Source organism: Streptomyces apocyni (assembly GCF_009739465.1).
Taxonomy (GTDB): Bacteria; Actinomycetota; Actinomycetes; order Streptomycetales; family Streptomycetaceae; genus Streptomyces; species Streptomyces apocyni.
Genome location: NZ_WHOM01000078.1, coordinates 386133 through 407915 on the forward strand (window position 1 = coordinate 386133; position 21783 = coordinate 407915).

At 70.8% G+C, this 21783-nt stretch carries 21 protein-coding genes; 11 read left to right on the top strand and 10 right to left on the bottom strand.

Features of this window, described 5'->3' with window-relative positions; translation table 11 throughout:
* The first annotated feature begins 4 nt into the window (after positions 1-4).
* The 6 genes from GCN81_RS30370 to GCN81_RS30395 are packed head-to-tail and all read left to right on the top strand — an operon-like array spanning position 5 to position 7177.
* On the top strand, positions 5-1408 hold the full coding sequence (locus tag GCN81_RS30370) for an O-antigen ligase family protein (protein WP_407698034.1): 1404 nt from the start codon (positions 5-7) through the stop codon (positions 1406-1408).
* On the top strand, positions 1405-3216 hold the full coding sequence (murJ, locus tag GCN81_RS30375) for a murein biosynthesis integral membrane protein MurJ (RefSeq protein WP_156727750.1): 1812 nt from the start codon (positions 1405-1407) through the stop codon (positions 3214-3216). Before GCN81_RS30370 ends, murJ begins: the two co-directional genes overlap by 4 nt.
* Entirely contained in the window at positions 3206-4066 is an 861-nt protein-coding gene (locus GCN81_RS30380; RefSeq protein ID WP_407698035.1) for a polysaccharide deacetylase family protein, read from the top strand. The genes murJ and GCN81_RS30380 overlap by 11 nt, the downstream gene beginning before the upstream one ends.
* A gap of 17 nt (positions 4067-4083) precedes the next feature.
* Positions 4084-5265 (top strand): glycosyltransferase, encoded by a 1182-nt coding sequence (locus GCN81_RS30385; protein ID WP_156727999.1) that lies wholly within the window; start codon positions 4084-4086, stop codon positions 5263-5265.
* Entirely contained in the window at positions 5265-6008 is a 744-nt protein-coding gene (locus tag GCN81_RS30390; RefSeq protein WP_231627078.1) for a YveK family protein, read from the top strand. The genes GCN81_RS30385 and GCN81_RS30390 overlap by 1 nt, the downstream gene beginning before the upstream one ends.
* Positions 6008-7177 (top strand): GNAT family N-acetyltransferase, encoded by a 1170-nt coding sequence (locus tag GCN81_RS30395; protein ID WP_156727751.1) that lies wholly within the window; start codon positions 6008-6010, stop codon positions 7175-7177. Before GCN81_RS30390 ends, GCN81_RS30395 begins: the two co-directional genes overlap by 1 nt.
* Positions 7178-7230: 53 nt before the next feature.
* Here the strand turns inward: GCN81_RS30395 and GCN81_RS30400 are convergent, their stop codons facing one another.
* From GCN81_RS30400 to GCN81_RS30410, 3 genes are all read right to left on the bottom strand, one after another.
* The gene (locus GCN81_RS30400) at positions 7231-8574 is read right to left on the bottom strand and encodes a glycoside hydrolase family 26 protein (protein WP_156727752.1); all 1344 of its coding nucleotides are present in this window, start codon (positions 8572-8574) and stop codon (positions 7231-7233) included.
* Between the two features lie 119 nt (positions 8575-8693).
* On the bottom strand, positions 8694-9191 hold the full coding sequence (locus GCN81_RS32930; protein ID WP_231627079.1) for a chaplin: 498 nt from the start codon (positions 9189-9191) through the stop codon (positions 8694-8696).
* Positions 9192-9297: 106 nt separating this feature from the next.
* On the bottom strand, positions 9298-9708 hold the full coding sequence (locus GCN81_RS30410) for a rodlin (protein ID WP_156727753.1): 411 nt from the start codon (positions 9706-9708) through the stop codon (positions 9298-9300).
* 197 nt (positions 9709-9905) lie between these two features.
* Here GCN81_RS30410 and GCN81_RS30415 point away from each other — a divergent pair, with 197 nt between their 5' ends.
* The 3 genes from GCN81_RS30415 to GCN81_RS30425 all read left to right on the top strand — a co-directional run bounded on the left by GCN81_RS30415 (position 9906) and on the right by GCN81_RS30425 (position 12137).
* Positions 9906-10316 (top strand): rodlin, encoded by a 411-nt coding sequence (locus GCN81_RS30415; protein WP_156727754.1) that lies wholly within the window; start codon positions 9906-9908, stop codon positions 10314-10316.
* 271 nt (positions 10317-10587) lie between these two features.
* Positions 10588-11625 (top strand): LCP family protein, encoded by a 1038-nt coding sequence (locus GCN81_RS30420; RefSeq protein WP_231627080.1) that lies wholly within the window; start codon positions 10588-10590, stop codon positions 11623-11625.
* Positions 11626-11726: 101 nt separating this feature from the next.
* A complete protein-coding gene (locus GCN81_RS30425; protein ID WP_156727756.1) occupies positions 11727-12137 on the top strand; it encodes a rodlin in 411 nt (136 codons plus the stop codon).
* 72 nt (positions 12138-12209) lie between these two features.
* On the opposite strand, the gene GCN81_RS30430 is transcribed toward GCN81_RS30425, so the two are convergent.
* From GCN81_RS30430 to GCN81_RS30440, 3 genes are all read right to left on the bottom strand, one after another.
* Positions 12210-12494, bottom strand: a complete 285-nt coding sequence (locus tag GCN81_RS30430; RefSeq protein WP_156727757.1) for a hypothetical protein — start codon at positions 12492-12494, stop codon at positions 12210-12212.
* A gap of 72 nt (positions 12495-12566) precedes the next feature.
* A complete protein-coding gene (locus GCN81_RS30435) occupies positions 12567-13781 on the bottom strand; it encodes an FAD-dependent monooxygenase (RefSeq protein WP_197287880.1) in 1215 nt (404 codons plus the stop codon).
* Positions 13782-13924: 143 nt separating this feature from the next.
* The gene (locus GCN81_RS30440; RefSeq protein WP_197287855.1) at positions 13925-14968 is read right to left on the bottom strand and encodes a polyprenyl synthetase family protein; all 1044 of its coding nucleotides are present in this window, start codon (positions 14966-14968) and stop codon (positions 13925-13927) included.
* 231 nt (positions 14969-15199) lie between these two features.
* Here GCN81_RS30440 and GCN81_RS30445 point away from each other — a divergent pair, with 231 nt between their 5' ends.
* Both GCN81_RS30445 and GCN81_RS30450 read left to right on the top strand, forming a co-directional pair.
* A complete protein-coding gene (locus GCN81_RS30445) occupies positions 15200-16507 on the top strand; it encodes a cytochrome P450 (RefSeq protein WP_197287856.1) in 1308 nt (435 codons plus the stop codon).
* Positions 16508-16518: 11 nt separating this feature from the next.
* Entirely contained in the window at positions 16519-17490 is a 972-nt protein-coding gene (locus GCN81_RS30450; RefSeq protein WP_197287857.1) for a UbiA family prenyltransferase, read from the top strand.
* On the opposite strand, the gene GCN81_RS30455 is transcribed toward GCN81_RS30450, so the two are convergent.
* The 4 genes from GCN81_RS30455 to GCN81_RS30470 form a co-directional block, all read right to left on the bottom strand.
* On the bottom strand, positions 17491-18933 hold the full coding sequence (locus tag GCN81_RS30455; RefSeq protein WP_197287858.1) for a pyridoxal-dependent decarboxylase: 1443 nt from the start codon (positions 18931-18933) through the stop codon (positions 17491-17493).
* Positions 18930-20273 (bottom strand): tryptophan 2,3-dioxygenase family protein, encoded by a 1344-nt coding sequence (locus tag GCN81_RS30460; protein ID WP_156727762.1) that lies wholly within the window; start codon positions 20271-20273, stop codon positions 18930-18932. Before GCN81_RS30460 ends, GCN81_RS30455 begins: the two co-directional genes overlap by 4 nt.
* A 75-nt stretch (positions 20274-20348) precedes the next feature.
* Positions 20349-21077, bottom strand: a complete 729-nt coding sequence (locus GCN81_RS30465) for a tryptophan 2,3-dioxygenase family protein (protein WP_156727763.1) — start codon at positions 21075-21077, stop codon at positions 20349-20351.
* 408 nt (positions 21078-21485) lie between these two features.
* Positions 21486-21743: a hypothetical protein gene (locus tag GCN81_RS30470; protein ID WP_156727764.1), complete on the bottom strand. Its 258-nt coding sequence runs from the start codon at positions 21741-21743 to the stop codon at positions 21486-21488.
* Positions 21744-21783 lie beyond the last annotated feature (40 nt).

Genomic DNA, 21783 nt, shown 5'->3' on the forward strand with positions numbered 1-21783 from the left:
GCGGGTGAGCGCCCCCGCCTCGGCCTCTACGCCCGTCGGCCGCCCCTTGCCTACCGGCTACCGCTTCGCCGTGCCGCGGGCCCTGCGCGAGGCGGCTCCGGTGCTGCCGCTCCTGCTGCTGATCTGCACCCTGGGGCTGCCCATGGCGCCCGGCGCCGAGGAGTCGGGCGGCGGGACGCTGGCCGACGCGGTCTCCGCGGGCGTGGTGGTCTACTGCGTCCTGCGGGTGGTGCGGCGCCGCGAGCGGCCGCTGACCCGTACCGCCGCCCTGGTGCTCGGGCTGCCCGTCGTCGGGATCGCCGTGGCGGCGCTCGGCGCGGACTCGCTGCCCACGGCGCTGACCGGCATGGGGCGCTACTTCCAGGTCTTCGTCCTCGTACCGGTGGCCGTGGTGCTGCTGGTCCGCGACCGGCGCGATTTCCGGCTGGTGGCCTGGACGCTGGTCGGTCTCGCGGTGTGGCAGGGGGCGGTCGGCGTCCATCAGTACCTGACCGGGACCGGCGCCTCGTACATGGGCGAGAACATCCGCGCCGTCGGCACCTTCGGCCCCTCCGATGTGATGGGCATGTCGACGGTGGTGGCGTACGGGCTGATCTGCGCGGTGGCGCTCGCGCTCGGGAGCGATCAGGCCCGCCAGCGCGCCGTGGCGGTCGGCTGCGCGCTGCTGCTCGTCCTGCCGCTGGCGCTCTCCTTCAGCCGCGGCGCGTGGATCGCCACCGCCGTGGCCTGCGCCGCGCAGGTGGTGCTCGCGGGTCTGCGCCGGGCCGTGCGGCTGTTCGCGGCGGTCGCGGCGGTCGGGGTGATCCTGGTGGGCGGACTCGGGATCGGTACCGCGCTGCTTCAGGAACGCCTCACCAGCATCACCCAGGTCACTGACGCCCCCGACCAGTCCGTCACCGACCGGTACACGATGTGGGCCGCGGCCGTCGACATGTGGCACGAGCGCCCGGTCACCGGCGTCGGCCTCAAGAACTTCCCCGCCCACCGCGACAGCCACGCCTCGCTCGCCCTCTCGTCGGGCAGCGACACCGCTGGGGCCGGCGCCGACTTCCGCCGCCAGCCGCTGCTGTCCCCGCACAACATGTACCTGCTCATCCTGAGTGAGCAGGGCCTGCTCGGTCTGTGCGCCATGGCCGGGAGCTGGGCGGCGCTGCTGGTGTGCGGCCTCCGTCGGCTCCGCGCCAGTCGCGCCAGTCGCGCGGCCCGCGCCGGTCCGTACGGGGTGGACTGCGCGCTCGTGGCCTGCGGGCTGCTCCTGTGGCAGTTGGTCGACTTCGCGTACGCCGATATCGGTGGCCCCTCCACCGTGCTGACCGCTCTCGTCTTCGGCCTGGCCGCCTGGTGGGCCCTGGCGCCGACGGCACAGGCGGCGTCGGCGGCACACCTGAAGGAAGTGCCCAGGCCATGAGACCGCTCACTCCCGTCACTCCCGCCGTCGACGGCGAGCCACGGAGGGCGCTGCGCGTTCCCGCCGTTCCCCCGCAGCCGCACCGCTTCGCCAGGCCCTCGCCTCCGACACCCCCGACACCTCCGAGCCGGTCCCGGGCCCACCCGGGATCCGGGGATGGGCCCGGGGCCGGTCACGAGCCCTCGCGCTCGTCGAACCGGTTCCTCGCCCGGGCGGCCCTGCTCACCGCCGTGCTCGCGGCGGCCGGGGCGCTGCTCGGACTCGGCCGCGACCAGGCGCTCGCCCATCTCTTCGGCGCGGGCCACGAGACGGACGCGTTCCTGATCGCCTGGACCGTGCCCGAGGTGGCCTCCACGCTGCTCATCGAGGACGGGCTCGCGTTCGTCCTGGTGCCCGCGTTCAGCGCGGCGCTCGCCCGACGGGCCGCCACCACCGGCTCCGCCGCCCCCGACCCCGTACGCGCCCTGGTGGCGACGTCGCTGCCACGCCTCACCCTCGCCTGCCTGGCCGCCGCTCTGCTGCTGATGCTCGGCGCGCCCCACCTGGTGGCGCTGCTCGCTCCCGGTCTGCCGGACCCCGGGCTCGCCATCGACTGCACCCGGCTGACCGCTACCTGCGTCCTGACCTTCGGCCTGACCGGATACTGCAGCGCCGCGCTGCGCGCGCACAGCAGCTATCTGGCGCCCGCCGCCATCTACCTGGCCTACAACGTCGGCATCATCACCACGATGCTGGTCTTCGCCGACCGCTGGGGGGTACGGTCGGCCGCGGTCGGGGTCGCGGTGGGTGGCGCGCTGATGGTGGCGATCCAGGCGCCCTCGCTCCGGCGCAGGCTGGTCGCCGTGCCGCGCTTCCAGCCGGTCACGGACGGCGCTGCCCCGGACGGTGCGCAGGAAGCGCCCGCGTCGGCGGCCGCGTCAGCGTCGGCGCCCGCGCCGGCCGAGGGCCGCTCGATGAAGCTGATGCTGATCGCCGCGGTGCTGCTGTTCGCCCTCTGCCGCCAGTCGCAGGTCCTCATTGAGCGCTTCCTGGCGTCCTCGCTGCCCGCGGGCGCCATCTCCCACCTGAACTACGCCCAGAAGGTGGCCCAGCTGCCGATGGTGCTCTCGCTGATGCTGGCCACCGTCACCTTTCCGGTCGTCGCCCAGGCCATGGCCCGCGGCGACCTGGAACGGGCCAGGGAGCGCGTCGAGCGGGACCTCGCCGCGGCGGCCAGCATCGTCCTGGCGGGCGCGGCGGTCGTGTTCGCCTGCGCGCCGCAGATCATCGAGGTGCTGTTCCAGCGGGGCGCGTTCACCGCCCAGGACACCGCCGCGACGGCCGCCGTGATGCGGGTCTACGCACTGGGCCTGCTGGGCCACTGCCTGGTGGGCGTGCTGGTCCGCTCCTACTTCTCGGCGGGGCGCCCCACTTGGTACCCGGTACTCGCCATGGCGGTGGGCATGGTGGCCACCGCGGGCGGCGGGGCCTACGCGGTCGGCCTGTGGGGGGTGCAGGGCATCGCCGCCGCGAACGCCCTGGGCATCACGCTGACCGCCGTCCTGCTGCTGGCCGCGATGGGCAGCCGGGGCATCCCCGTACGCCTCCCCAAGGTGCTCCTCGAACTGGCCAAGCCGCTGCTGGCCGCGGTGTGCGCGACGGTCGTCGGGCTGGTGTGCGCCGCGCGCGTGCCGCACCCGCTGGCCGGTGCGGCCCTCGGCAGCGCGGCGATCGGCTGCACCTTCCTGGTGCTGCTGTGGGCCCTGAGAGCACAGGCACTTCTTCCTGCCGTCCAGACCGCGACCAGAAAGCTGCGCCATGCCCGTTGAGACAGCCCCTCCCGACACCGGGACCAGTCATCGCGCACTCCGCGCCCAGCGGTGGCTGCCCGGCGAGTCCCCGTGGGTGGCGATGTACCACTCGGTGGACGACTGCTCCGACGACCCGTACAAGGTCACCGTCTCGCCCGAGCGCCTCCAGCAGCAGCTGCTCTGGCTGCGCGAGCGAGGTCTGCGCGGCGTCAGCGTCGCGCAGTTGCTCGACGCCCTCGCGCGTGGCACCGGGCGCGGTCTGGTCGGCCTCACCTTCGACGACGGATACAGCGACTTCGTCGACAACGCGCTGCCGCTGCTGCGCCACTACGGCTGCCACGCCACCGTCTTCGTCCTGCCGGGCCGACTCGGCGGCGAGAACGCGTGGGACCCGCTGGGCCCGCGCAAGCCGCTGCTGACCGCCCAGGGCGTCCGGGCCGCCGCGGCCGCCGGGATGGAGATCGGCTCGCACGGCCTGACGCACATCAGCCTCACCGAGGCCGACACCCCTCAGCTGCGGGCCGAGATCCGCGAGAGCAAGGCACTGCTGGAGGAGCTCACCGGGGGCACCACGCAGGGGTTCTGCTATCCGTACGGAGATGTCAGCCGCCCTCTGATGAACGCCGTACGTGAGGCTGGCTACCGGTACGGCTGCGCCATCTCGCCCCGGCAGCTCACCGGCGTGTACGCGCTGCCGCGCGTCCACATCGGCGAGAGTGACACCCCGCGCCGACTGGAGCTCAAGCGGCGGCTCTACCACTTCCGCCGCCGCTCGTGGACCGCTGCGCCGAGCCAGGCGGAGAACGCGGCGGAGAACGCGGCGGAGAACGCGGCGGGGCGGCGCACGGCCCCGGGTGGCACGAGATGAGGGCGACGGGCCACGACATTAGGGCGCTGCACATCATCACCGGCCTCGGCGTGGGCGGCGCCGAGCAGCAACTCCGTACCCTGTTACGGCATCTGCCCGCCGACTGCGACGTGGTCACGCTGACCAACCCCGGCCCGGTCGCCGACGGACTGACCCGCGACGGCGTACGCGTCACCCACCTGGGGATGGCGGGCAACCGCGACCCGCGCGCACTCCCCCGCCTGGTCCGGCTGATCCGGCGGGGCCGCTACGACCTGGTCCACACCCACCTGTACCGCGCCTGCCTGTACGGCCGGATCGCCGCCCGGCTGGCCGGGGTCCGGGCCGTGGTCGCCACCGAGCACTCGCTGGGCGAGACACAGATCGAGGGGCGCCGACTGTCCCCCGGCGTGCGCTCGCTGTATCTGGCGGGCGAGCGGCTCGGCCGCGCCACGATCGCCGTCTCCGACTCCGTCGCGGACCGGCTCGGCCGCTGGGGCGTACCGCCGCAGCGCGTCCACGTCGTGCCGAACGGCGTCGACATCGCGCACTTCGCCTACGACGCCGGGGCACGCGCGGCGTCCCGCCGCCAACTCGGGCTGCCGTCGGACGCGTTCGTCGTCGGTGGCGTTGGCCGCCTGGTGCCGGGCAAGCGCTTCGACGTGCTGGTCCAGGCGTTGACCGTACTGCCGGATGATGTGCGGCTGCTGCTGGTGGGGGCCGGGCCGGAGGAGGCGCGGCTGCGGGACGCGGCCCGGCGGAGCGGCGTACTCGACCGGGTCGTCTTCGCGGGGGAGCGGCCCTACGCGGCGACCGGGACGCCGGGCTCCGAGCCTGGCGGTAGCGCCCTGTCCGCCCTGCCCGCGTTGCCCGCCCTGATGTCCGCGATGGACATCCTGGCGGCCCCGTCCGCCGACGAGGCGTTCGGCCTCGCCGTCGTCGAGGCCCTGGCCGCGGGGCTCCCCGTCCTGTACGTGACCTGCCCGGCCGTCGACGACCTGCCACCCGGTACGGACACGCTGGCCACCCGGCTCCCCGACGACCCGGTGTCCTTCGCCCACGCGACCCTGCGCGCCCGCGAGGCGCCCCCCGGGTCCCGCGCGCCGTCGCGGACCGCACTGCACTACAGCATCACCAACAGCGCCGCGGCGCACATGCGGGTGTACGCGGCGGCCATGGGCGGTTCGACCCCGAGTTCGACCCCGAGAGCGAGTATCTGATGACGACCGATGTGACCGCTGCGCCCGATGCGACTGCTGCGGCCGATGTGACCGCTGCGGCCGATGTTCCCGATGGGCGGTCCCGCCCCAGAGCCCTGCTGGCCCGGCGGACCGCTCTGGCGAAGCGAGTGCCCCGCTGGTGGCCGCTACCCACCTGCGTCCTGCTCGGCGCCCTTGCCGGTGGCCTGTACGGAGTGGCCAGCACGCCCGAGTACACGGCGACCAGCTATGTCATCGCCGTCCCCACCGAGAAGTCCGACCCGTCCGCCGCACTCGGCTTCGCCACGGCCTACGGCCGGGTCGCGACCCAGCTCGCGGTGCTCGGCGACGCCCAGGTCGCGGCGGGGGTGCCGCTGCGGACGCTGCGCTCCAGCGTGCGGGCCGAGACCTCGCCGGACGCGCCCATGGTCGCCGTGTCGGCCTCGGCCGACGAGCCGGGCAAGGCGGTACGGATCGCCAACGCCGTCTCCCAGGCGCTGATCCTCAACGCCAAGCAAACCAAGAACGACACCCATGTGGAGCTCCAGCGGCTCTCCCGCGCCGTCCAGCCGACCGGCCCGTCATCGGCCTCGCCGACCGTCACCACGCTGGTGGGCGCCAGCGCCGGGGGGCTGCTCGGCGGTCTGGCGCTGCTGGTCCGGCCGCGACGCGGCTCCGACGAGGCAACCGCGGAAGCCATCGACGAGGCCAACGCGACCGTCCCGGCACCGGCCGCCGCCACTGGGGCGCGAGGCGGCGCCTGATGCCCGAGCCCGGCCGCGCCGCGTTGACCGTCGGGGTGTGCACCGACGCCACGGAGTTCGGGGACCTCGGCGAGCAGTGGAACCGGCTGCACCGGCGCTCCCGGTCGGCGACTCCGTTCCAGAGCCATGCCTGGCTGCACTCGTGGTGGCTCTCGTACGGCAGCCGGGGGCGCCTGCGCGTCGTCCTCGTACGCGACGGTGAGCGGCTCGTCGCGGCGGCTCCGCTGATGCGTGGACCGGGGCCGCTGGCGCGGCTGGTCCCACTGGGCGGCCCGCTCTCCGACTTCCACGACGTACTGATTGACGACACGTCCGACGACACGTCACCGGACCCGGGCCCGGACCTGGCCGAACAGGCGGCGGACGCGCTGGTCGAGGGATTCCGGGAGCTGGCCCGCGCCGCCGTGATCGACTTCCGGGAAGCGCGTCCGGGCAGCGCGGTCGAACGCGTCCACGCCCGTTGGCGCGGACCCCGGCACCGTCTCGGCGACTCGCTCTGCCTTGAGCTGCCCGCCGTCCCGATGGACGAGCTGGTCCGCCGCCTGCCGACGCCGCGTGCCCAGCGCGCGCGGGCCAAGATGCGCAAGCTGGACGCGCTGGGCATCGAGCCGCGCGTCGTCCCCGCGCCCGAGGTCGGGACGTCCGTCCACCGCCTCCTGGAACTGCACCAACTCCAGTGGCAGGGCCGTAAGGTGACGGCCGAACACCTCACACCGCGCTTCGCCGAGCACCTCACCCGGTCGGTCTCACTGATGGTCCAGGCGGGCGACGCGGTGGTCACGGAGTTCCGCCTGGACGACGCGGTGGTGGCCGCCGACCTGACGCTCCGCTCCCCACGGCTCGCGGGCGGCTATCTCTACGGCGCCGATCCGGGCTTGCGGGAGCGCAAGGCCGACGTCGCCACCCTGCTGCTGCGCTCCTGCGCCGACCAGCTCTGCGCCGAACCCTTCGGAGGCGGCTACACCGAGCCCGGCGTACTGAGCCTGCTGCGCGGCAACGAGCCCTACAAGCGCCACTGGCGGCCGCACACCGTCGTCAACCAGCGCCTGCTGTTCGCCCGCCGCCGCACCGCACCCCTGCTGGGCGCGGTACTGGCCAGCGCGGGGGCCCGCGCCACGGCGAAGCGGGCGCTGGGCGCCTGGCGGGAGCGCGGTGGCGGCCCGCCGTAAGAGCCAGGCTCTCAACGACGGGCCGCCACCTTCGTACCCCATCAGCCTCGGGGTCAGGGGCGCCGCTCCCACCAGTCGAAGCGGATGCACAGCTTGCCGCCGAGCCAGTACTCCACCCAGTCACCCAGGTCCAGGTAGCTACAGCGCGGCGGACGCACCGGCTGGGTGGGCTCGGGCGTGGGCTCCACCGGCGTCGGGACCACCGGCGTCGGCACCGGCGAGGTCGGCACCGGCGTCGGGTCGACCCGGCCCGAGAGCATGGACTGGTAGACGCGCGAAGCCCGCGGGTTCTCGCCGCACAGCCACACACCGTGCGGGCAGTAGTCGGTGATCGTGTTGTACAGCGGCTTGTGCTCGTCGATCCACGCGAGCATCCGCCGCATGTACTCCGGGTTGTCGCCGTTACGGAACAGGCCCCACTCGGGGTAGGAGATGGGCTTGCCGCGCTCCCGCGCGAAGTCGACATGCGCCTGGAGCCCGTACGGCTCGGAGACCTGCTCGTCGAAGCTCAGGCCCGTCGGCTGGTCGTAGGAGTCCATGCCGATGATGTCGACCACGTCGTCACCCGGGTAGCACTGGGTCCAGGGGACCGCGTCCCGGCCGCGGTTGGGCGCGAAGTCGAACTGGAACTCCTGGCCCGGCACCGCGCGCATCGCGGTCACGATCCGTTTCCAGTACGTCTTCCAGGACTTCGGGTCAGGGCCGCAGCGGTGGGTGTACGTGACGCCGTTCATCTCCCAGCCGAGCACGATGACCGTGTCCGGCACCCCGAGGTCGACCAGCCGCTCGGCCAGCGTACGGAAGTGCCGGTCGAACTCGCCCGTGGCGGCGCGGCGCAGCAGCGTACGTACTTCGGCGTCGGTGACCCGGCCCTCGTTGCGCTCCATCATCGGGACGTTGAGGACGAAGAGCCGGTCGTCGCGCTCGCGCCGCCACTCGGCCCAGGTCTCCAGGAAACGGGGCGCTCCCGCGATGTTGCTCCACCGGTCGCCGGGGAGATAGGTGTGGCCGACCCGCAGGTCGGCCTTGCCCAGCCACTTGGACAGCTCCGCCATCCTGGTGACGCCACGCGGCCCGTAGTCCAGATAGGCCCCGAACGCGGGGAACGTCTTGTCCTTGACCTTGTCCGGCCCGGTCCCGCTCGGGCTCGGGCTCGCGGACGTACTCGGGCTCGGGGACGTACTCGTACTCGCGCTCGGAGGCGGAGGCGGAGATACGGACAGCGAGGAAGACGGAGACGGGGACGCGGACAGGGACGGAGACGGGTCGGCACGGGAGACGGCGCCTGCCTGCCCGACATAGATGGCGCCGGACGCCAGCACCGCCGCGGCGAGCATCCCGGCTGTCGCTACCAGCGGAGGCCGCCAGCTTCTCGTCCTTTGACGTGGTGGGGCCATACCCGCTACTCCTCTGCTCCGCTGTGCCGCGCACTCTCCATTCTTGACACTTAGTCACATAACCGGGTGAGTCGCCATCCCGGAGGGGGACAGCCTGACCGAACGGGTGATCTGACGGCTTATCGAGCCGCCGAACGAGAAGACCTGCGGTAAAGGACACCGCCACCGGCCAGCAGCGCCACACCGGCCGCCGCGGCGCCGACGACACGCGGGTCGGTGCCCGTCGCTGCCAGCTCGGTCTCCTCGGGCGCCTTGGGCGCGGGCACCGCCTTCTCGGGCACCGCCTTCTCGGGAGCGGCCGGCGGGGGCGACTGCGGCTTGGGCTCCGTCGGCGGGACCGGGGGCTGGTCGTCCCCGTAGCCACGCTCCGTTTCCTCGGATGTCGAGGTGTTGGCACAGGTGTTCCCGAAAGCTGGGTTCAGCGCGGCGGCGCCGTCGGCGGTGTTGCCGCAGGCGTTGACCGGCACGTCGACGGGAGCCTCCAGGCTGTTGCCTGACAGGATGCCCGGCGAGTCGGAGGCCCCGCCCTCGACATGGGAGTCAGCGAAGGCCTGGGCTCCCATGCCCAAGCCCATGACCACACCGGCGACCAGCGTCGCACTCTTCTTCAGAGCCACTTTCCGTCTCCTTCAAGTCCTTCAAGAACGGGCGAGTAACGAAAAAGCTCGGGCTGCCAGCGCTGAAGCAGGCGGGCAGCCCGAGCCGTTGGTGTCCCAGCTGGTATCAGCTGTTGCCGGCGCCGTTGCCGGACAGGATCGCGAGGTCGTCCAGGATGTGCGACAGCGGCTCGTCACCCTTGGCCTGGGTGGAGTTCTCGACACACTGCTGGTTCTGCGGCGACGACAGGACGTTGATGTCCTGCACGGTGACCGGCACGACGCCGACGATCGAACCGGCGTTGCCCTTGATCGGCAGGCCGATGCAGGGCTTGTTCAGGGAGCCCTGGACGAGGCCGAGCTGCGGGCTCATGTCGCCGTACGTTTCCTGGTTGCCGAACGCCTGCTTGGCGCCGTTGCCACTGGCGGACGTCGTGCCACCGTCATCGCTGATGGCCAGCGCGGGCGCGGCGGCCGCGGCCGAAACGCCAACGACGGACGCGGCTACTGCCGCCGCTGCCATTGCCTTCTTGAGCATTCTGATTCCTTTTCTGACTCTGACGCACGCCGGTTGCTGCCCACTGCCAACTGGCCACGGGAGAAATAGTTCTGGCCCTTCACCCGGACGCAGCAATCCGAAACGCCCCGTCTGGGTGAACCCCGACAACCAACTCGCCGATGCGGAGTTGTGCAGGGAGCTCCCACGGCGGGAGTCCAACGAAAGGGAAATCTCTCATGATGAAGAAGGTCCTGGCGGCTGCCGCTGTCACCGCGTCCGTTGCCGGTATGACGGCTGCCGCCGCGGTGCCCGCGATGGCTATCAGCAACGACGGCGGCACGACCTCCCACAGCGGGAACGGTGCCATGCAGGCGTACGGCAACCAGGCCACCTACGGCGACATGAGCCCGCAGATGGCACTGATCCAGGGCTCCCTCAACAAGCCCTGCGTCGGGCTGCCCGCCAAGCTCAACGTCGGTTCGATCGTCGGCGTCGTGCCGGTCACCGTGCAGGACATCAACGTCCTGTCGTCGCCGCAGAACCAGCAGTGTGTCGAGAACTCCACCCAGGCCAAGGGTGACGAGCCGCTGTCGCACATCCTGGACGACATCGCGCTCCTGTCCGGCAACGGAGCCGGCAACAGCTGAGTCGTCTGCCCACATGTGGCGTCCGCCCCAGCGAGCCGGTGTCGCGCGCTCGGCTGGGGCGATGACGCCGATCTGATTCCCTCTTTATGGCGAAAGAGTTGTTCTCGCGCGCCATGCCATTGACGGCCTGACCGGGCAAATAGGCGGGTCTATCTTCTCGGCACCAACGTCCCTGGGCAGTGGAGCGCGCCACATGAAGAAGAAGACCCCTTCGCCCCGAACGCGTCACCAGAGAAAAGCCGCCGCATTCTCCGCGGCCGCACTCGGCGTGGTGCTGACAGCCACCGCGGCGGCCGTCGGACCCGGTGCCGTGGCGCTGCCGTACGACGTCCAACGCGTCGATGTCTTCAGCTCCTTCGACACCAGGGACGACCGCCCGGACGACGGGCCGGGGACGAACGTCCTCCTGATGGGTACGGACGGCCGGGACACCATCACCCGCGAGGAGAAGCAGAAGTTCTACGCGGGCGGCATCGCCTGCGACTGCTCCGACACACTGATGCTGATCCATGTGTCCGAGAGCCAGGACCACGTCAGTGTCGTCAGCCTTCCCCGCGACTCCTACGCGGACATCCCGGCCCACCGCGACAAGCACACCGGCGAACCGCGCGCCGCACACCCCGCCAAGATCAACGCGGCGTACGCGGAGGGCGGGCCCGCGCTGGCCGTCCGTACGGTGGAGGAGATGACCGGCGTACGGATCGACCGCTATCTGCAGATCGACTTCCGGCGCTTCATGGACAGCGTCGACGCCGTCGACGGAGTGGACGTCTGCACCCCGCGGCAGCTGAACGACCCCGCCACGAAGCTGGACCTGAGCCCCGGTACGCACCGGCTCGGCGGCGGGCCCGCGCTCCAGTACGTACGGTCGCGCAAGGTCGACACCGCCGCTGACCTGGGGCGGGTTCAGCGGCAGCAGCAGTTCCTGGTCGGCGTACTGGACCGGCTGAGCGGCAGCCAGATCATGGCTGATCCGTTCACAGCGGACGAGCTGGCGCGGACGGTGCTCGGCTCGACCCAGGTCGACCAGGGGTTCACGGTCTCCGAGCTGGTGTCGCTGACCTGGAGCCTGAGTCAGCTCCCCGCCTCGCGGACCGAGTTCGCCACCGTGCCGATCGGCGGGTTCAACCCGCCGCTGGAGGGGGTGGGGTCCACGCTGCGCTGGGACCAGGACCGGGCCCGGGACCTCTTCGGCAAGCTCAACGCGGACCTGCCGCTGACGCCCCGGAACTCCACGGCACGGCCGCTTGATCCGCCGCTGATCGACGTCCAGTACCCGGTGCGCGGCGACACGTTCACCTGCTCATAGGCCTGTTAGGCCGAACGGGTTGCGGTCCGCAACTCGCCGCGCCCCACCCAGTTGACCAGTCGCGGCTCCTGATCGGAGCCTGCTCATTGAAGGGAACTCGAATGAAGAAGCTGTGGGCAACCGCAACGATCGCCGCATCCGTCGCTGGCATGGCCGCGGTGACCGCCCCTCAGGCCCTGGCCATCAGCGATGACGGTGGTACGACGTCCGCCAGCGGCAACAAGGCCAAGCAGGCGTTCGGCAACCAGGCCACGCACGGCGACATGAGCCCGCAGCTCGGAGCCGTCCAGGGGTCCCTGAACAAGCTCTGCGTCGGTCTGCCCGCCAAGGCCAACGCCGGTTCGATCGTCGGCATCCTCGTTCCGGTCACCGTCCAGGACATCAACGTCCTGTCGTCGCCGCAGAACCAGCAGTGTGCCGAGAACTCCACCCAGGCCAAGGGTGACGAGCCGCTGTCGCACATCCTGAGCGACATCGCGGCGCTCTCCGGCAACGGCGTCGCCAACGGCTGACAGCCGCGGCCAGGACGACGAAGACGAAGGGGCAGCCGCTCGACGCGGCTGCCCCTTCGTCGTGCGCGTCGCCTACTCGATGGCGGGGACGAAGCCCATCACCGGCGCGGCGAGGTCGGTCACCTGGTGCAGCTTGTCCAGCTGGCTCAGACCGCCGAGCTGGCTCATCGCCGGCGGCACCGCGTCCTTGTGCTCCTCCGGGAGCGCCGCGGTGGACAGGGTGTCGAGGGTGGACGTCGCGGACAGCTTGTCGGCCTCGTCCATGGCCAGCGGGGAGGCGCTCGCCGCGGGCATGGCGAGGGCGGACGCTCCGGCGGTGAGCGCTACTGCGGCGAGTACACGTCGTGTGGAGATCATGTCCTCAGCAACGGTCCCCGGGGGCCTGGGGATACGGGTAGCCGGGGCCGCCCACCCGGGAGGGCTAGCCGCTCAAGGCCGGGAACGCCTTTGGACCGTTCGGGCGAGCCGGGGGCCCAGCCACTGCTTCAGGCCCCGCAGGACGGTCAGCTGGTTGGCGGCCTGGTCGATCCGGTAGTACAGCTGCGGTGGGACGTAGGGGAGCAGCGGTGAGTGGCGCTGGCCGAGCAGCGCGAACATCCGGGGCGGCGCCAGGCCGATGTACCGGGTCAGGTTCTCGTACCACTGGGCGCTGTGCCGGGCCGCGCTCTGGACGGAGAGCAGGGCCGACTTGCGCTCCGTCTCGTACTGGGCGAGTGCGCGCTCAAGGCCCGCCGTCCCGGGTGCCTCGTGGAGTACGCGGGCCAGGGTCATGGCGTCCTGCATGGCGAGGGTGGTTCCGGCGCCGATGGAGTAGTGGGTGGTGTGCGCGGCGTCGCCCATGAGGACCAGATCGCCGTGCGACCAGGTCTGGTTGGTGAGGGTACGGAAGGTCACCCAGGGGGCCGGGCCGGTGACATCGCCACGGCCGATCAGCGGGTGGCCGTCGAGCAACGCGCCGAAGATCTTCTCGAGTTGGCGCAAGGCGTCGTCCTGGCTCATCTCGTGCAGGCCGAGGCCGGAGTACGTGGCGGGGGAGCACTCGACGACGCAGGTGCTCCGCTCGTCGCTGAACCCGTACGCGTAGCACCAGATCCAGCCGTGGGCGGTCTCGACGAAGGCGAAGGTGAACGACGTGAACACCTTGGTCGTGCCGAGCCAGACATAGTGGTTGCGCCCGCTGACGGTGTGGGTGCCGAAGTGCTGGGCGGCGCTCTCGCGCAAGCGGCTGCCCGCGCCGTCCGCGGCCACGACGAGGTCGTTGCCTGGCAGCTGGTCTCTGTCGGTGATCTCCTGCCCGTACCGGATGTCCACGCCCAGCGAGGTGGCGCGCTCGGCGAGGATGGCCAGGAGCCGGTGCCGCCCGATGGCGAAGCCCTCGTCGCCGTGGTGCACCGTGGTCTGGTCGCCCACCAGCGCCACGCCGTCGTGCCAGCGCACCGAGTTCTCCCTGATGGTGGCCGCGGACTCGGGGTCGTGCTCGTGCAGCTTGTCCAGCATGTCGGGCCAGTACGTCACCCCCCAGCCGTAGGTGGCCCCGGCCGGGTTCCGCTCGTAGACGGTGATGTCGTGCGACGAGGCGTGTCGCTTGAGCAGGATGGAAAAGTACAGCGCGGCGGGGCCTCCGCCGACGCAGGCGACCTTCACACTCACTCCCGCGGTCTTGGGTGTCGCTGGGCGTCGATGACCGGTCGGGACATGGCCGACGGCCACTCAAGCAACGACGGCGGGGCTGATTGGTAGCGCGGGACTAGCCCGGGACCAGCCCGGGGCCAGCCCGGGGCCAGCCTCTACGCGACCGTCGTGCTGCCCAGTGGAGCCTCGGCGGGGGTGAGCAGCTGCGTCTGGCGCAGCACCTCGCCGGAGAGGGCCCGCAGGCCCGCGAGCACGCCCGGGTCGCACGGGCCGCTGTCCGGCAGGTCATCCAGGACGTCGGTGGCTTCGGCGATATACGTTCCCGCCACCGCGTACGCGCGGTCCACCGCCCCACAGGCACGGACGCGCTCCGACACCTGCGCGGAAAGCCGCGGGTCCATCTGCTCGGTGAGGAGTTCCGCCAGGGACGGGTCTTTCTCCAGCGCGTAGATCAAGGGAAGGGAATAGGTTCCCTCCAGTACGTCACTACCGGTCGACTTTCCGAGAAGGACCGGATCGGCGACAAAGTCGAGAATGTCGTCGCAGATCTGGAACGCCATTCCCAGAGACTCGCCGAATTGCGCGAATCGGTCCACGAAGTGGGCGTCGTAATCGCTGAGCTGGGCGCCCAGGCGGCAGGCCAGGCTGATGAGTGAGGCGGTTTTCCCGTGGCTCGCCTGGAGATAGTTGTCCGTGGCCCGGGTGGTGTCGAAACGGAACCGGATCTCCAGGGACTGGCCCGCGCACATCCGCTCGTACGTCCGCAGTGTGGCGGTGTGGGCCCGCTCGCCCAGGGTCGCGCTCTGCGCGAAGGCCCGCATGGTCAGGATGTTGCCCGCCAGGATGGCCTGGCTGTCGCCCCACTTGGCGTTGGCGCTCGGCTGGCCGCGGCGTACCAGGGCACCGTCCATGACGTCGTCGTGGTAGAGCGAGCCGGTGTGCAGGAGTTCGACCACCGCGCCCGCGCCGGCGACCGAGACGGGGATCTCGGTGCCGGGGTGGCGCAGATACCACGGCGCGAACGCGAGAATCGGCCGCAGCTGTTTCCCGCGCACCTTTATGTAATACCCCTGAATCTCGTCCAGGTGGGGGTGTTCATTTCCCGATTCGGCGGTGAGGATGTGCCCCATGCGTCCCATGTCGATATCGAGCGGCTGCCCCGCGAAGAAGCCTGTGATGTCGATGATGCACCTCCGCACAGCCGTGAAGTTCCCCGTTGCGGCCGCAGGATTTCCATGGTTCATTGGACTGCGTTGTGGGGGGTTTGAATTCCAGGACCTGCGCCGAAGGGGATATTAGGCATGCGGGAGCAAGAGCAGACAGCTCTTTGTCCGGAAAATGTAATGGCGAGCGGGCCCGGGCGGGAGGAATGTCAGCAAGAGGACAGCGGCGGCGGAGTCGTGGAGCCGCGCCGCGCGGTGCTCCCTGGCGTGCTCGAGCCGGTCCGGCTGATCCGGCGTGAGGGGCTGCTGGGCCTGGTGGACCGGCTGCGGGGCGAGGGCGATCTGGTGCGGTTCCGCCTCGGCCAGCTGCCGTGCCACGCCCTGTTCCACCCCGAGGCCGCCCAGCACGTACTGCGCCACCACGCGGACCGCTACACCAAGGCCGGGCACCCCGCGTACAAGCCCTTCCTCCGGATGGCACCGGCCGGCCTGCTCACCTCGACCGGAGCGGACTGGCGGCGCCGCCGCCGTGCCGTGCAGCCCGCCTTCCACGACTCCACGCTGGGCGCCCTCGCCGACGAGGTGGCCGAGGTCGCCGAGGAGACGGCGGAGCGCTGGGACCGGATGGCGGACCGCCGGGAGCCGTTCGACGTGATGGAGGAGATGATCCGGGTCACCCTCGCCGTCATCACCCGTTCCGTCATCGGCCGCCAGACCCCGCAGCGGCTGGTCGACGCCATCAGCGGCGACTTCCGGCTGTTGCAGTACGAAGTGATCCGCCGCGCGTCGCGGATGCGTCTGCTGCCGCCCGTACTGCCCTGGGGCAAGGACCGCGCCTTCCAGCGAGCCTCGGCCCGGCTGCGCCTGAACTCCCAGGACATCCTGCGGAGTTACGGCGCGGACCCGGAAGCACCGCCCCTGCTCGACCTGTTGCGCCGGGCCATGGCCGACGAAGCGGGTCTGAGCGCCGAGGAGGCGGGGGACCAGATCCTGACGATGCTGTTCGGCGGGCACGAGACGACGGCCTCGGTGCTCGCGTGGCTGTGGCTGCTCCTGGACGAACACCCGGACGCCGAGCGGCGGATGCACCAGGAACTCGACGCGTGGACCGGAGACCCGCGCGCCACGGACGGACTGGCCTGGACCGGGAACGTGATCGACGAGGCGCTCCGGCTCTACCCGCCGGTCTTCATCCTGCCCCGGATGGCCGCCCAGGACGACGTGGTGCTCGGCCACGAGATACGGGCCGGGTCCTCGGTGTGGGTGGTGCCGTACGGCATCCACCGCAACCCCGCTGTCTGGTCCGACCCCGACGCCTTCCGGCCCGAGCGCTTCCAGGAGGGCATGTCGGCCGCTCACCGTAACGCCCTCTATCTGCCGTTCTCGCTTGGCAGCCGCCAGTGCATCGGCACCGCCTTCGCCGTCACCGAGATGAAGATCCTGGTGGCCGCTCTGGCGAGCAGGTTCCGTATCCGGCGGCTGCCTGACACGCGGGTCGGCGTGGACGCCACCGTCACGCTGCGGCCGCGCGGGGCCCGCTGCGTCATCGAGCGCCGCGGTGAGCAGACGCGATGAGGAGAGCTGAGATGACGACTGCCATCGGCTCGAAGTCGGGCAAAACCCGCGGAAACGTCCGGGGCAAGGTCCGGAACAAGGTCCGGGTCTTCATGGAGCTGGGCAAGCTCCGCGTCGTGGAGATGTGGCTGGGCGCCCCTCTCGCGTGGTCCCTGTGGGACCGCGACTTCGCCTTCTCCGGCCGTGGCCTGGCGCTCCTCGTCCTGGCCGTGGTCACCGCCATCGGCATCTCGGCGGCCGCCCTCGCGCTCGACGACGTGACGGGCGCGACCGACGGTCTGGACGAGAACAACCACGGCGGCGGGCACCGCGCGGCGGTACGCAAACCCCTGCTCGACGGCACCATCAGCCTCCGCGAGGCCCGCGTCTTCGCTGGCGTCTGCGCCACGGTGGGCCTGGCCGCGCTGGTCACCGCCGTACTGATCGCGCCGCATCGGCCCTGGTGGATGATCGCGCTCACCCTCGGCGGGGTGTTCCTCGCGCTCAACTACTCGTACTTCCTCAAGCTGAGCTACGTCGGTGGCGGTGAGGTCGTCACGCTGGTCGCCACCGCGCTGGTGATGCTCTTCCCGTATGGGCTCGCCACGGGTGAGCTGACCTTGGTGGTGGTCGCCCAGGCGCTGCTGATCGGGGTGTGGGAGCTCCAGACCGCGACGTACGCCAACTGCCTGGACAGGGTGGGGGACGCCAGGTTCGGACGGCTGACCTGGCCCGCCCGGCTCCCCTGGAAGGGCATCGCCCGGATGCACATCGGGCTGTACGCGGTCGCCACGGTGCTGCTCGTGCTGGCCGTGGTGGGGACCGAGCGGGCCTGGTTGCTCGGCTTGCTCGCGCTGCCGCTGCTGGTCACGCAGGTTCAGCAGGCCCGCAAGGGGCTCGGGGAGCGGGACTTCGGTTCGGCGCGCGCCCTCGGTTTCCGGGTCTTCCGGTTCGGATTCGGGGCGCTGATGGTGAACAACCTGGCGATGATGGCGGTGGGGTGATCAGACGGACGGGGATGGGGGGCAGGTCGCCAGCTCACGGATGATCGTCCAGGCGGACGCGATGTGCTCCCTGTCGATGGTGGTCGCTCCGATGGCGAAGCGGATCGCCAGCCGCCCGCTGACCCGGGTCTGGGAGACGAAGATCCGGCCGTCCGCGGTGAGCGACTCCAGAAGCCGCTCGGTGCGCTCGTCGTCGCCGCGCACGCGGAAGCAGACCAGCGACAGCGGGTGCGGCGCCATGACCTCGAAGCGTTCGTCGGCCCGTACCCACGCGGCGAACTCCTGGGCCAGCGCGACGTGATGACGTACGTGGGCCCGCACGCCCTCGGCCCCGTACCAGCGCAGCACGGCCCACAGCTTGAGCGCCCGGAAGGTGCGCCCCAGGGGTACCTGCCAGTCGCGGTAGTCCACGACCTGCCCTGACTCGGTGGCCTTGTTCCGCAGGAAGGCGGGCAGGATCGACAGCGCCTCGATGACCGCGGCACGGTCCGCCACCCACAGGGTGCTGGAACCGACCGTGGTCAGCATCCACTTGTGCGGGTTGGTGCAGTACGAGTCCGCGTACTCCGCCACGCCCTCGTGGATCCAGCGGAACTCGGGGCAGACGGCGGCGACCCCGGCGAACGCCGCGTCGATATGCAGCCAGATGCCGAACTCGCGGCACAGGGCGCCGATGTCGAGCACCGGGTCGATGGCGGTCGTCGAGGTCGAGCCCACGGTCGCCATCACCATCACGGGGACCACGCCCTCGCGGACGTCCGCCTCGATCAGCTCCCGTAGGTGCGCCGGGTCCATCGCGAGGGTCTTCGGGTCGGTGCGCACCGAGCGCATGGCGGACTCTCCGAGCCCGGCCACCCGGACGTTCTTCTCCAGGGCGGAGTGCGCCTGGTCGGAGCCGTACACGGCGAACCGGCCCGACACTCCCTCGGCGCGCGCCCTGCCGCCCGTCACCCGGTTCAGGGCGGCGAGCAGGGCGACGAGGACGGCGCTGGACGCGGTGTCCTGGATGACTCCGCCGCCCGGGCCGCCGGAGCGGAACCGCTCGGGCAGGTCGAGGAGTTCGGCCATCCAGTCCAGTACGTGCTCTTCCAGCTCGGTGGCCGCCGGGCTGGCCCACCACATCATGCCGACGACGTTGAGGCCACCGGTCAGCAGGTCGCCGAGTATGGCGGGGCCGGACGCGTTGGCGGGGAAGAATCCGAAGAAGCCGGGGTGCTGCCAGTGCGTGATGCCCGGCAGGATGACGTCGTTGAGGTCGCTGAGGAGGTTCTCGAACGGCTCGCCCTGCTCGGGCGGGTGCGCTGGGAGCGCGGCGCGGAACTCGCCGGGTTCTGCCTGGGACACCACCGGCCGGTCGGCGACGTTCGCGAGGTAGTCGGCGATCCAGTCGACGGCGGCGTAGCCGTGCGCGCGGAACTCGTCGGGTGTCATATGGGCGTTCACGACGGCTCCTTGGGATCCTTGAGGTCCTTGAGGCCCTTGAGGTCCTTGGGGAAGACCTTGTTGTCCATGACCGAGCGCAGATAGGCCACGCCGTCGGTGTTCCCGCTGCCGGGCTCGTCGCCGATCATGCGGGTGGCGATCCTCAGATGGGTCCGCTTCCACTGTTGGTGCGTCTCGTCGACCTCGACGAGGGCGGCGCGCAGCTCTGGGTCTGCCGCGGCCTCGGCCTCGGCCGACACGACGTCATCGACCAGCCCGGTGCCACGGTGTGCCACCAGCTCCCTGACCCGTGGCACGGAGGCGTACGCCAACGAGCCCATGCGGTCCTCGTCAGGCCGGGCGAACAGTGCCTCGAAGGCCTTGTAACCCTCAGACTGGATCGCGCTCGAACCCAGCGTGTAGCCACGGAACTTGAGGAACGCCTCGGCCCGCATGGTCGCCTGCAGCGAGAACAGCTGCCGGTTCTCGCGCAGCGTCGAGGCGCACCCGCGCATCAGCTCCGTAGCCTCGGGTATCCGACCGCGCCGGACGGCGTCCCCGGCTTCGGCGGTGGCCGCCGCGAGCTCCATGAAGACCAGCTCGTACGCCTGCAGGGTACGGATGAACAGGTACTCGTCGTCGACGACGTAGACCGGCAACAGGCTCATGTCGACGCGCTGGCGCCGCTCTTCGGGAAAGATCCGCCAGATCTCCTCAGCCAGGGCGCGGGCTCCCGGCAGGTCATCGGTGCGGTCATCCACCAACGCCTGCGCCCGCTTGCTGAGTTCGGCGGCTTCTGGCAGTGAGGCGGAGACGGCCACCCGGTTCAGGGCCGGGCACAGCAGGCGCAGGGCGAGGCGTGCGCGCTTGGCCGAGAGGCCGACCGGCGGAACCATCAGACGGGGCGGCTCAGCGCCCTCTCGTGGTCGGCACTCATGGCGTACGAGATCGGCCATGAGCAAGATCAACAGCTCGTCACAGCCCGACCCGGGACCAGACCCGGGCCGCGTCACGCGCTGCGGCGGTCGGGCGTCGGTGAGCAGCGGCAGACCCAGGTAGCTGCGATACGAGTAGGTGTCGTCCAGCTTGTCGAGGGCGCAGTCGAGGAACCGCGGCAGCGGCGAGTCCGCGTCCTGGGCGACGCTGGCCGCGCGGGCGGCGTCCAGGGCCTGGAGCAGCGACAGCGGAACGAAGTGCTTCCCGAAGGAGTGGAAGCAGCCGAGCACCTCCGCCACCGGAAACGGTCCCTCCGGGAGCTTCGCCCAGTCCAGCAGCCGGTCGTGCAGCTCGGCCACTGCTTCGGAGAGAATGCCTGGCAGAACACGGACCTGGGCACTGTCCTGAGCTGCGCCGTCACGCACGGCGTACATGGTTGCCTCTCATCGTCAGATTCACAGGCGTCTCAGCCATCACAGCCATCACAGGCGTCACGGGCGTCACAGATAGGCGCGGATTTCCCACAGCTCCGGGAAGAACCGCTTCTCGGTAGTGCCCCTGAGGTAGTCGACCCCGCTCGAGCCGCCCGTGCCGTGCTTGCGACCGATGATGCGTTCCACCACCACCGCGTGGGCACTGCGCCAGCGGGCGAACCTGCTGTCATGGTCGAGGAGTTGGTCGATGAGCCGGAGGACCACCGGGTCGGTGGACTCGTCGCTCGTGGTGGCGACCAGGTCCGTCGTGCCCCGGCGCTCGCAGAAGTCGTTGAAGGCATCCCGCAGCGACGGCTCGTCCAGGCGGCGGCGCAGTCGTTCGCGGTCGCGCGGGTCGAAGCGGATGTTCTCCAGGTACGAGGGGTCCTTGAGGCCGGACAGAAACTCGATCTCGCGGAACTGGACCGACTCCAGACCGCTGGAGCTCCCCAGACCGTCGCGTACGCGCTTGAACCGCGCGGGGCTCAAGGTCTCGAGCGCGGGCAACTGCGCGAGCAGCACGTCCTCGGCAGCTCCGACCCGCCGCAGCCAGTACGCGGCACTGTCGGCGTCGTCCGCCGCCAGCGCGTCTCGGGTGCTCTCCAGCGCCTGAACGATGACCTTGAACCAGATTTCGTACGACTGATGAATCGCGACGAAGAAGAGGGCGTCAGGCTCCCCACCGATGTCGTCCTGCAAGCCGAGCAGTTCCCGCAGTCGGAGAAAGTCGCTGTACGTCACCTTCGCCGCGCTCACGCATGTCCCCTTCGCTGTCCCCCGTGGACTGACACACGAGTCTTCCCCGAGGTCAGTGCGGTGAACAACGCATCATGGACACCACGGCAGGAAGCTGCTGACAGCGTGCGCACCCGCACCCCAGAACACGAACGACCGACACCTTCCTGTCGGCAGCTCGCCCCGCTTGTGCACGTCCTCACACGAGATTGCGAGCGCCCGACAGCGCCTGGCGTGAGGGACGGCGCCACCTCGGCCTCCAGGTCGTACTCCTCGAACTCCCACAGCACGATGTTCGCGTCCTTGGGTACGCGGTACACGAACTTCATCTCGTCCTTGAAGCCGGGCTGCAACTGCGCGTTGCACTCGGGGTTCCCCGGGACGTAGTCCAGGTCCTCGATCACGTCGAAACGCCGTTCCTGTCATCGATCAGCGCGTGACGCTGTTGGCCTCTCGGACCTTCTTAATCGTGACGACCGTGCCCCGGTTGCGTGCCTCCTCCCCGACCTTGAACTGGACTTCGGCGGGCGCCTCGGTGTCGGCACCGCCGCCTGTCGCTCCTCCTGCCGCGAGGACCTTGTCGCCTCCCTCGTCAACGGCTTGCGACCACTGCTCGTCCGTGAGGTCCGCGCATGCGTCTCCAGTTGCTACGGCGGTGGAGCGGATCGAGTGGATGACGGCCACCATGAGTCCGACGACGGCCGAACTGCTCCGGAACCGCCACCTG

What these genes read in the sequence shown, in the direction of transcription:
- murJ (WP_156727750.1), top strand. Translation starts at nt 1,405, where the DNA reads ATGAGACCGCTCACTCCCGTCACTCCCGCCGTCGACGGCGAGCCACGG.
- GCN81_RS30380 (WP_407698035.1), top strand. Translation starts at nt 3,206, where the DNA reads ATGCCCGTTGAGACAGCCCCTCCCGACACCGGGACCAGTCATCGCGCA.
- GCN81_RS30390 (WP_231627078.1), top strand. Translation starts at nt 5,265, where the DNA reads ATGACGACCGATGTGACCGCTGCGCCCGATGCGACTGCTGCGGCCGAT.
- GCN81_RS30395 (WP_156727751.1), top strand. Translation starts at nt 6,008, where the DNA reads ATGCCCGAGCCCGGCCGCGCCGCGTTGACCGTCGGGGTGTGCACCGAC.
- GCN81_RS30400 (WP_156727752.1), bottom strand. Translation starts at nt 8,574, where the DNA reads ATGGCCCCACCACGTCAAAGGACGAGAAGCTGGCGGCCTCCGCTGGTA.
- GCN81_RS30410 (WP_156727753.1), bottom strand. Translation starts at nt 9,708, where the DNA reads ATGCTCAAGAAGGCAATGGCAGCGGCGGCAGTAGCCGCGTCCGTCGTT.
- GCN81_RS30415 (WP_156727754.1), top strand. Translation starts at nt 9,906, where the DNA reads ATGATGAAGAAGGTCCTGGCGGCTGCCGCTGTCACCGCGTCCGTTGCC.
- GCN81_RS30425 (WP_156727756.1), top strand. Translation starts at nt 11,727, where the DNA reads ATGAAGAAGCTGTGGGCAACCGCAACGATCGCCGCATCCGTCGCTGGC.
- GCN81_RS30430 (WP_156727757.1), bottom strand. Translation starts at nt 12,494, where the DNA reads ATGATCTCCACACGACGTGTACTCGCCGCAGTAGCGCTCACCGCCGGA.
- GCN81_RS30450 (WP_197287857.1), top strand. Translation starts at nt 16,519, where the DNA reads ATGACGACTGCCATCGGCTCGAAGTCGGGCAAAACCCGCGGAAACGTC.
- GCN81_RS30470 (WP_156727764.1), bottom strand. Translation starts at nt 21,743, where the DNA reads ATGGTGGCCGTCATCCACTCGATCCGCTCCACCGCCGTAGCAACTGGA.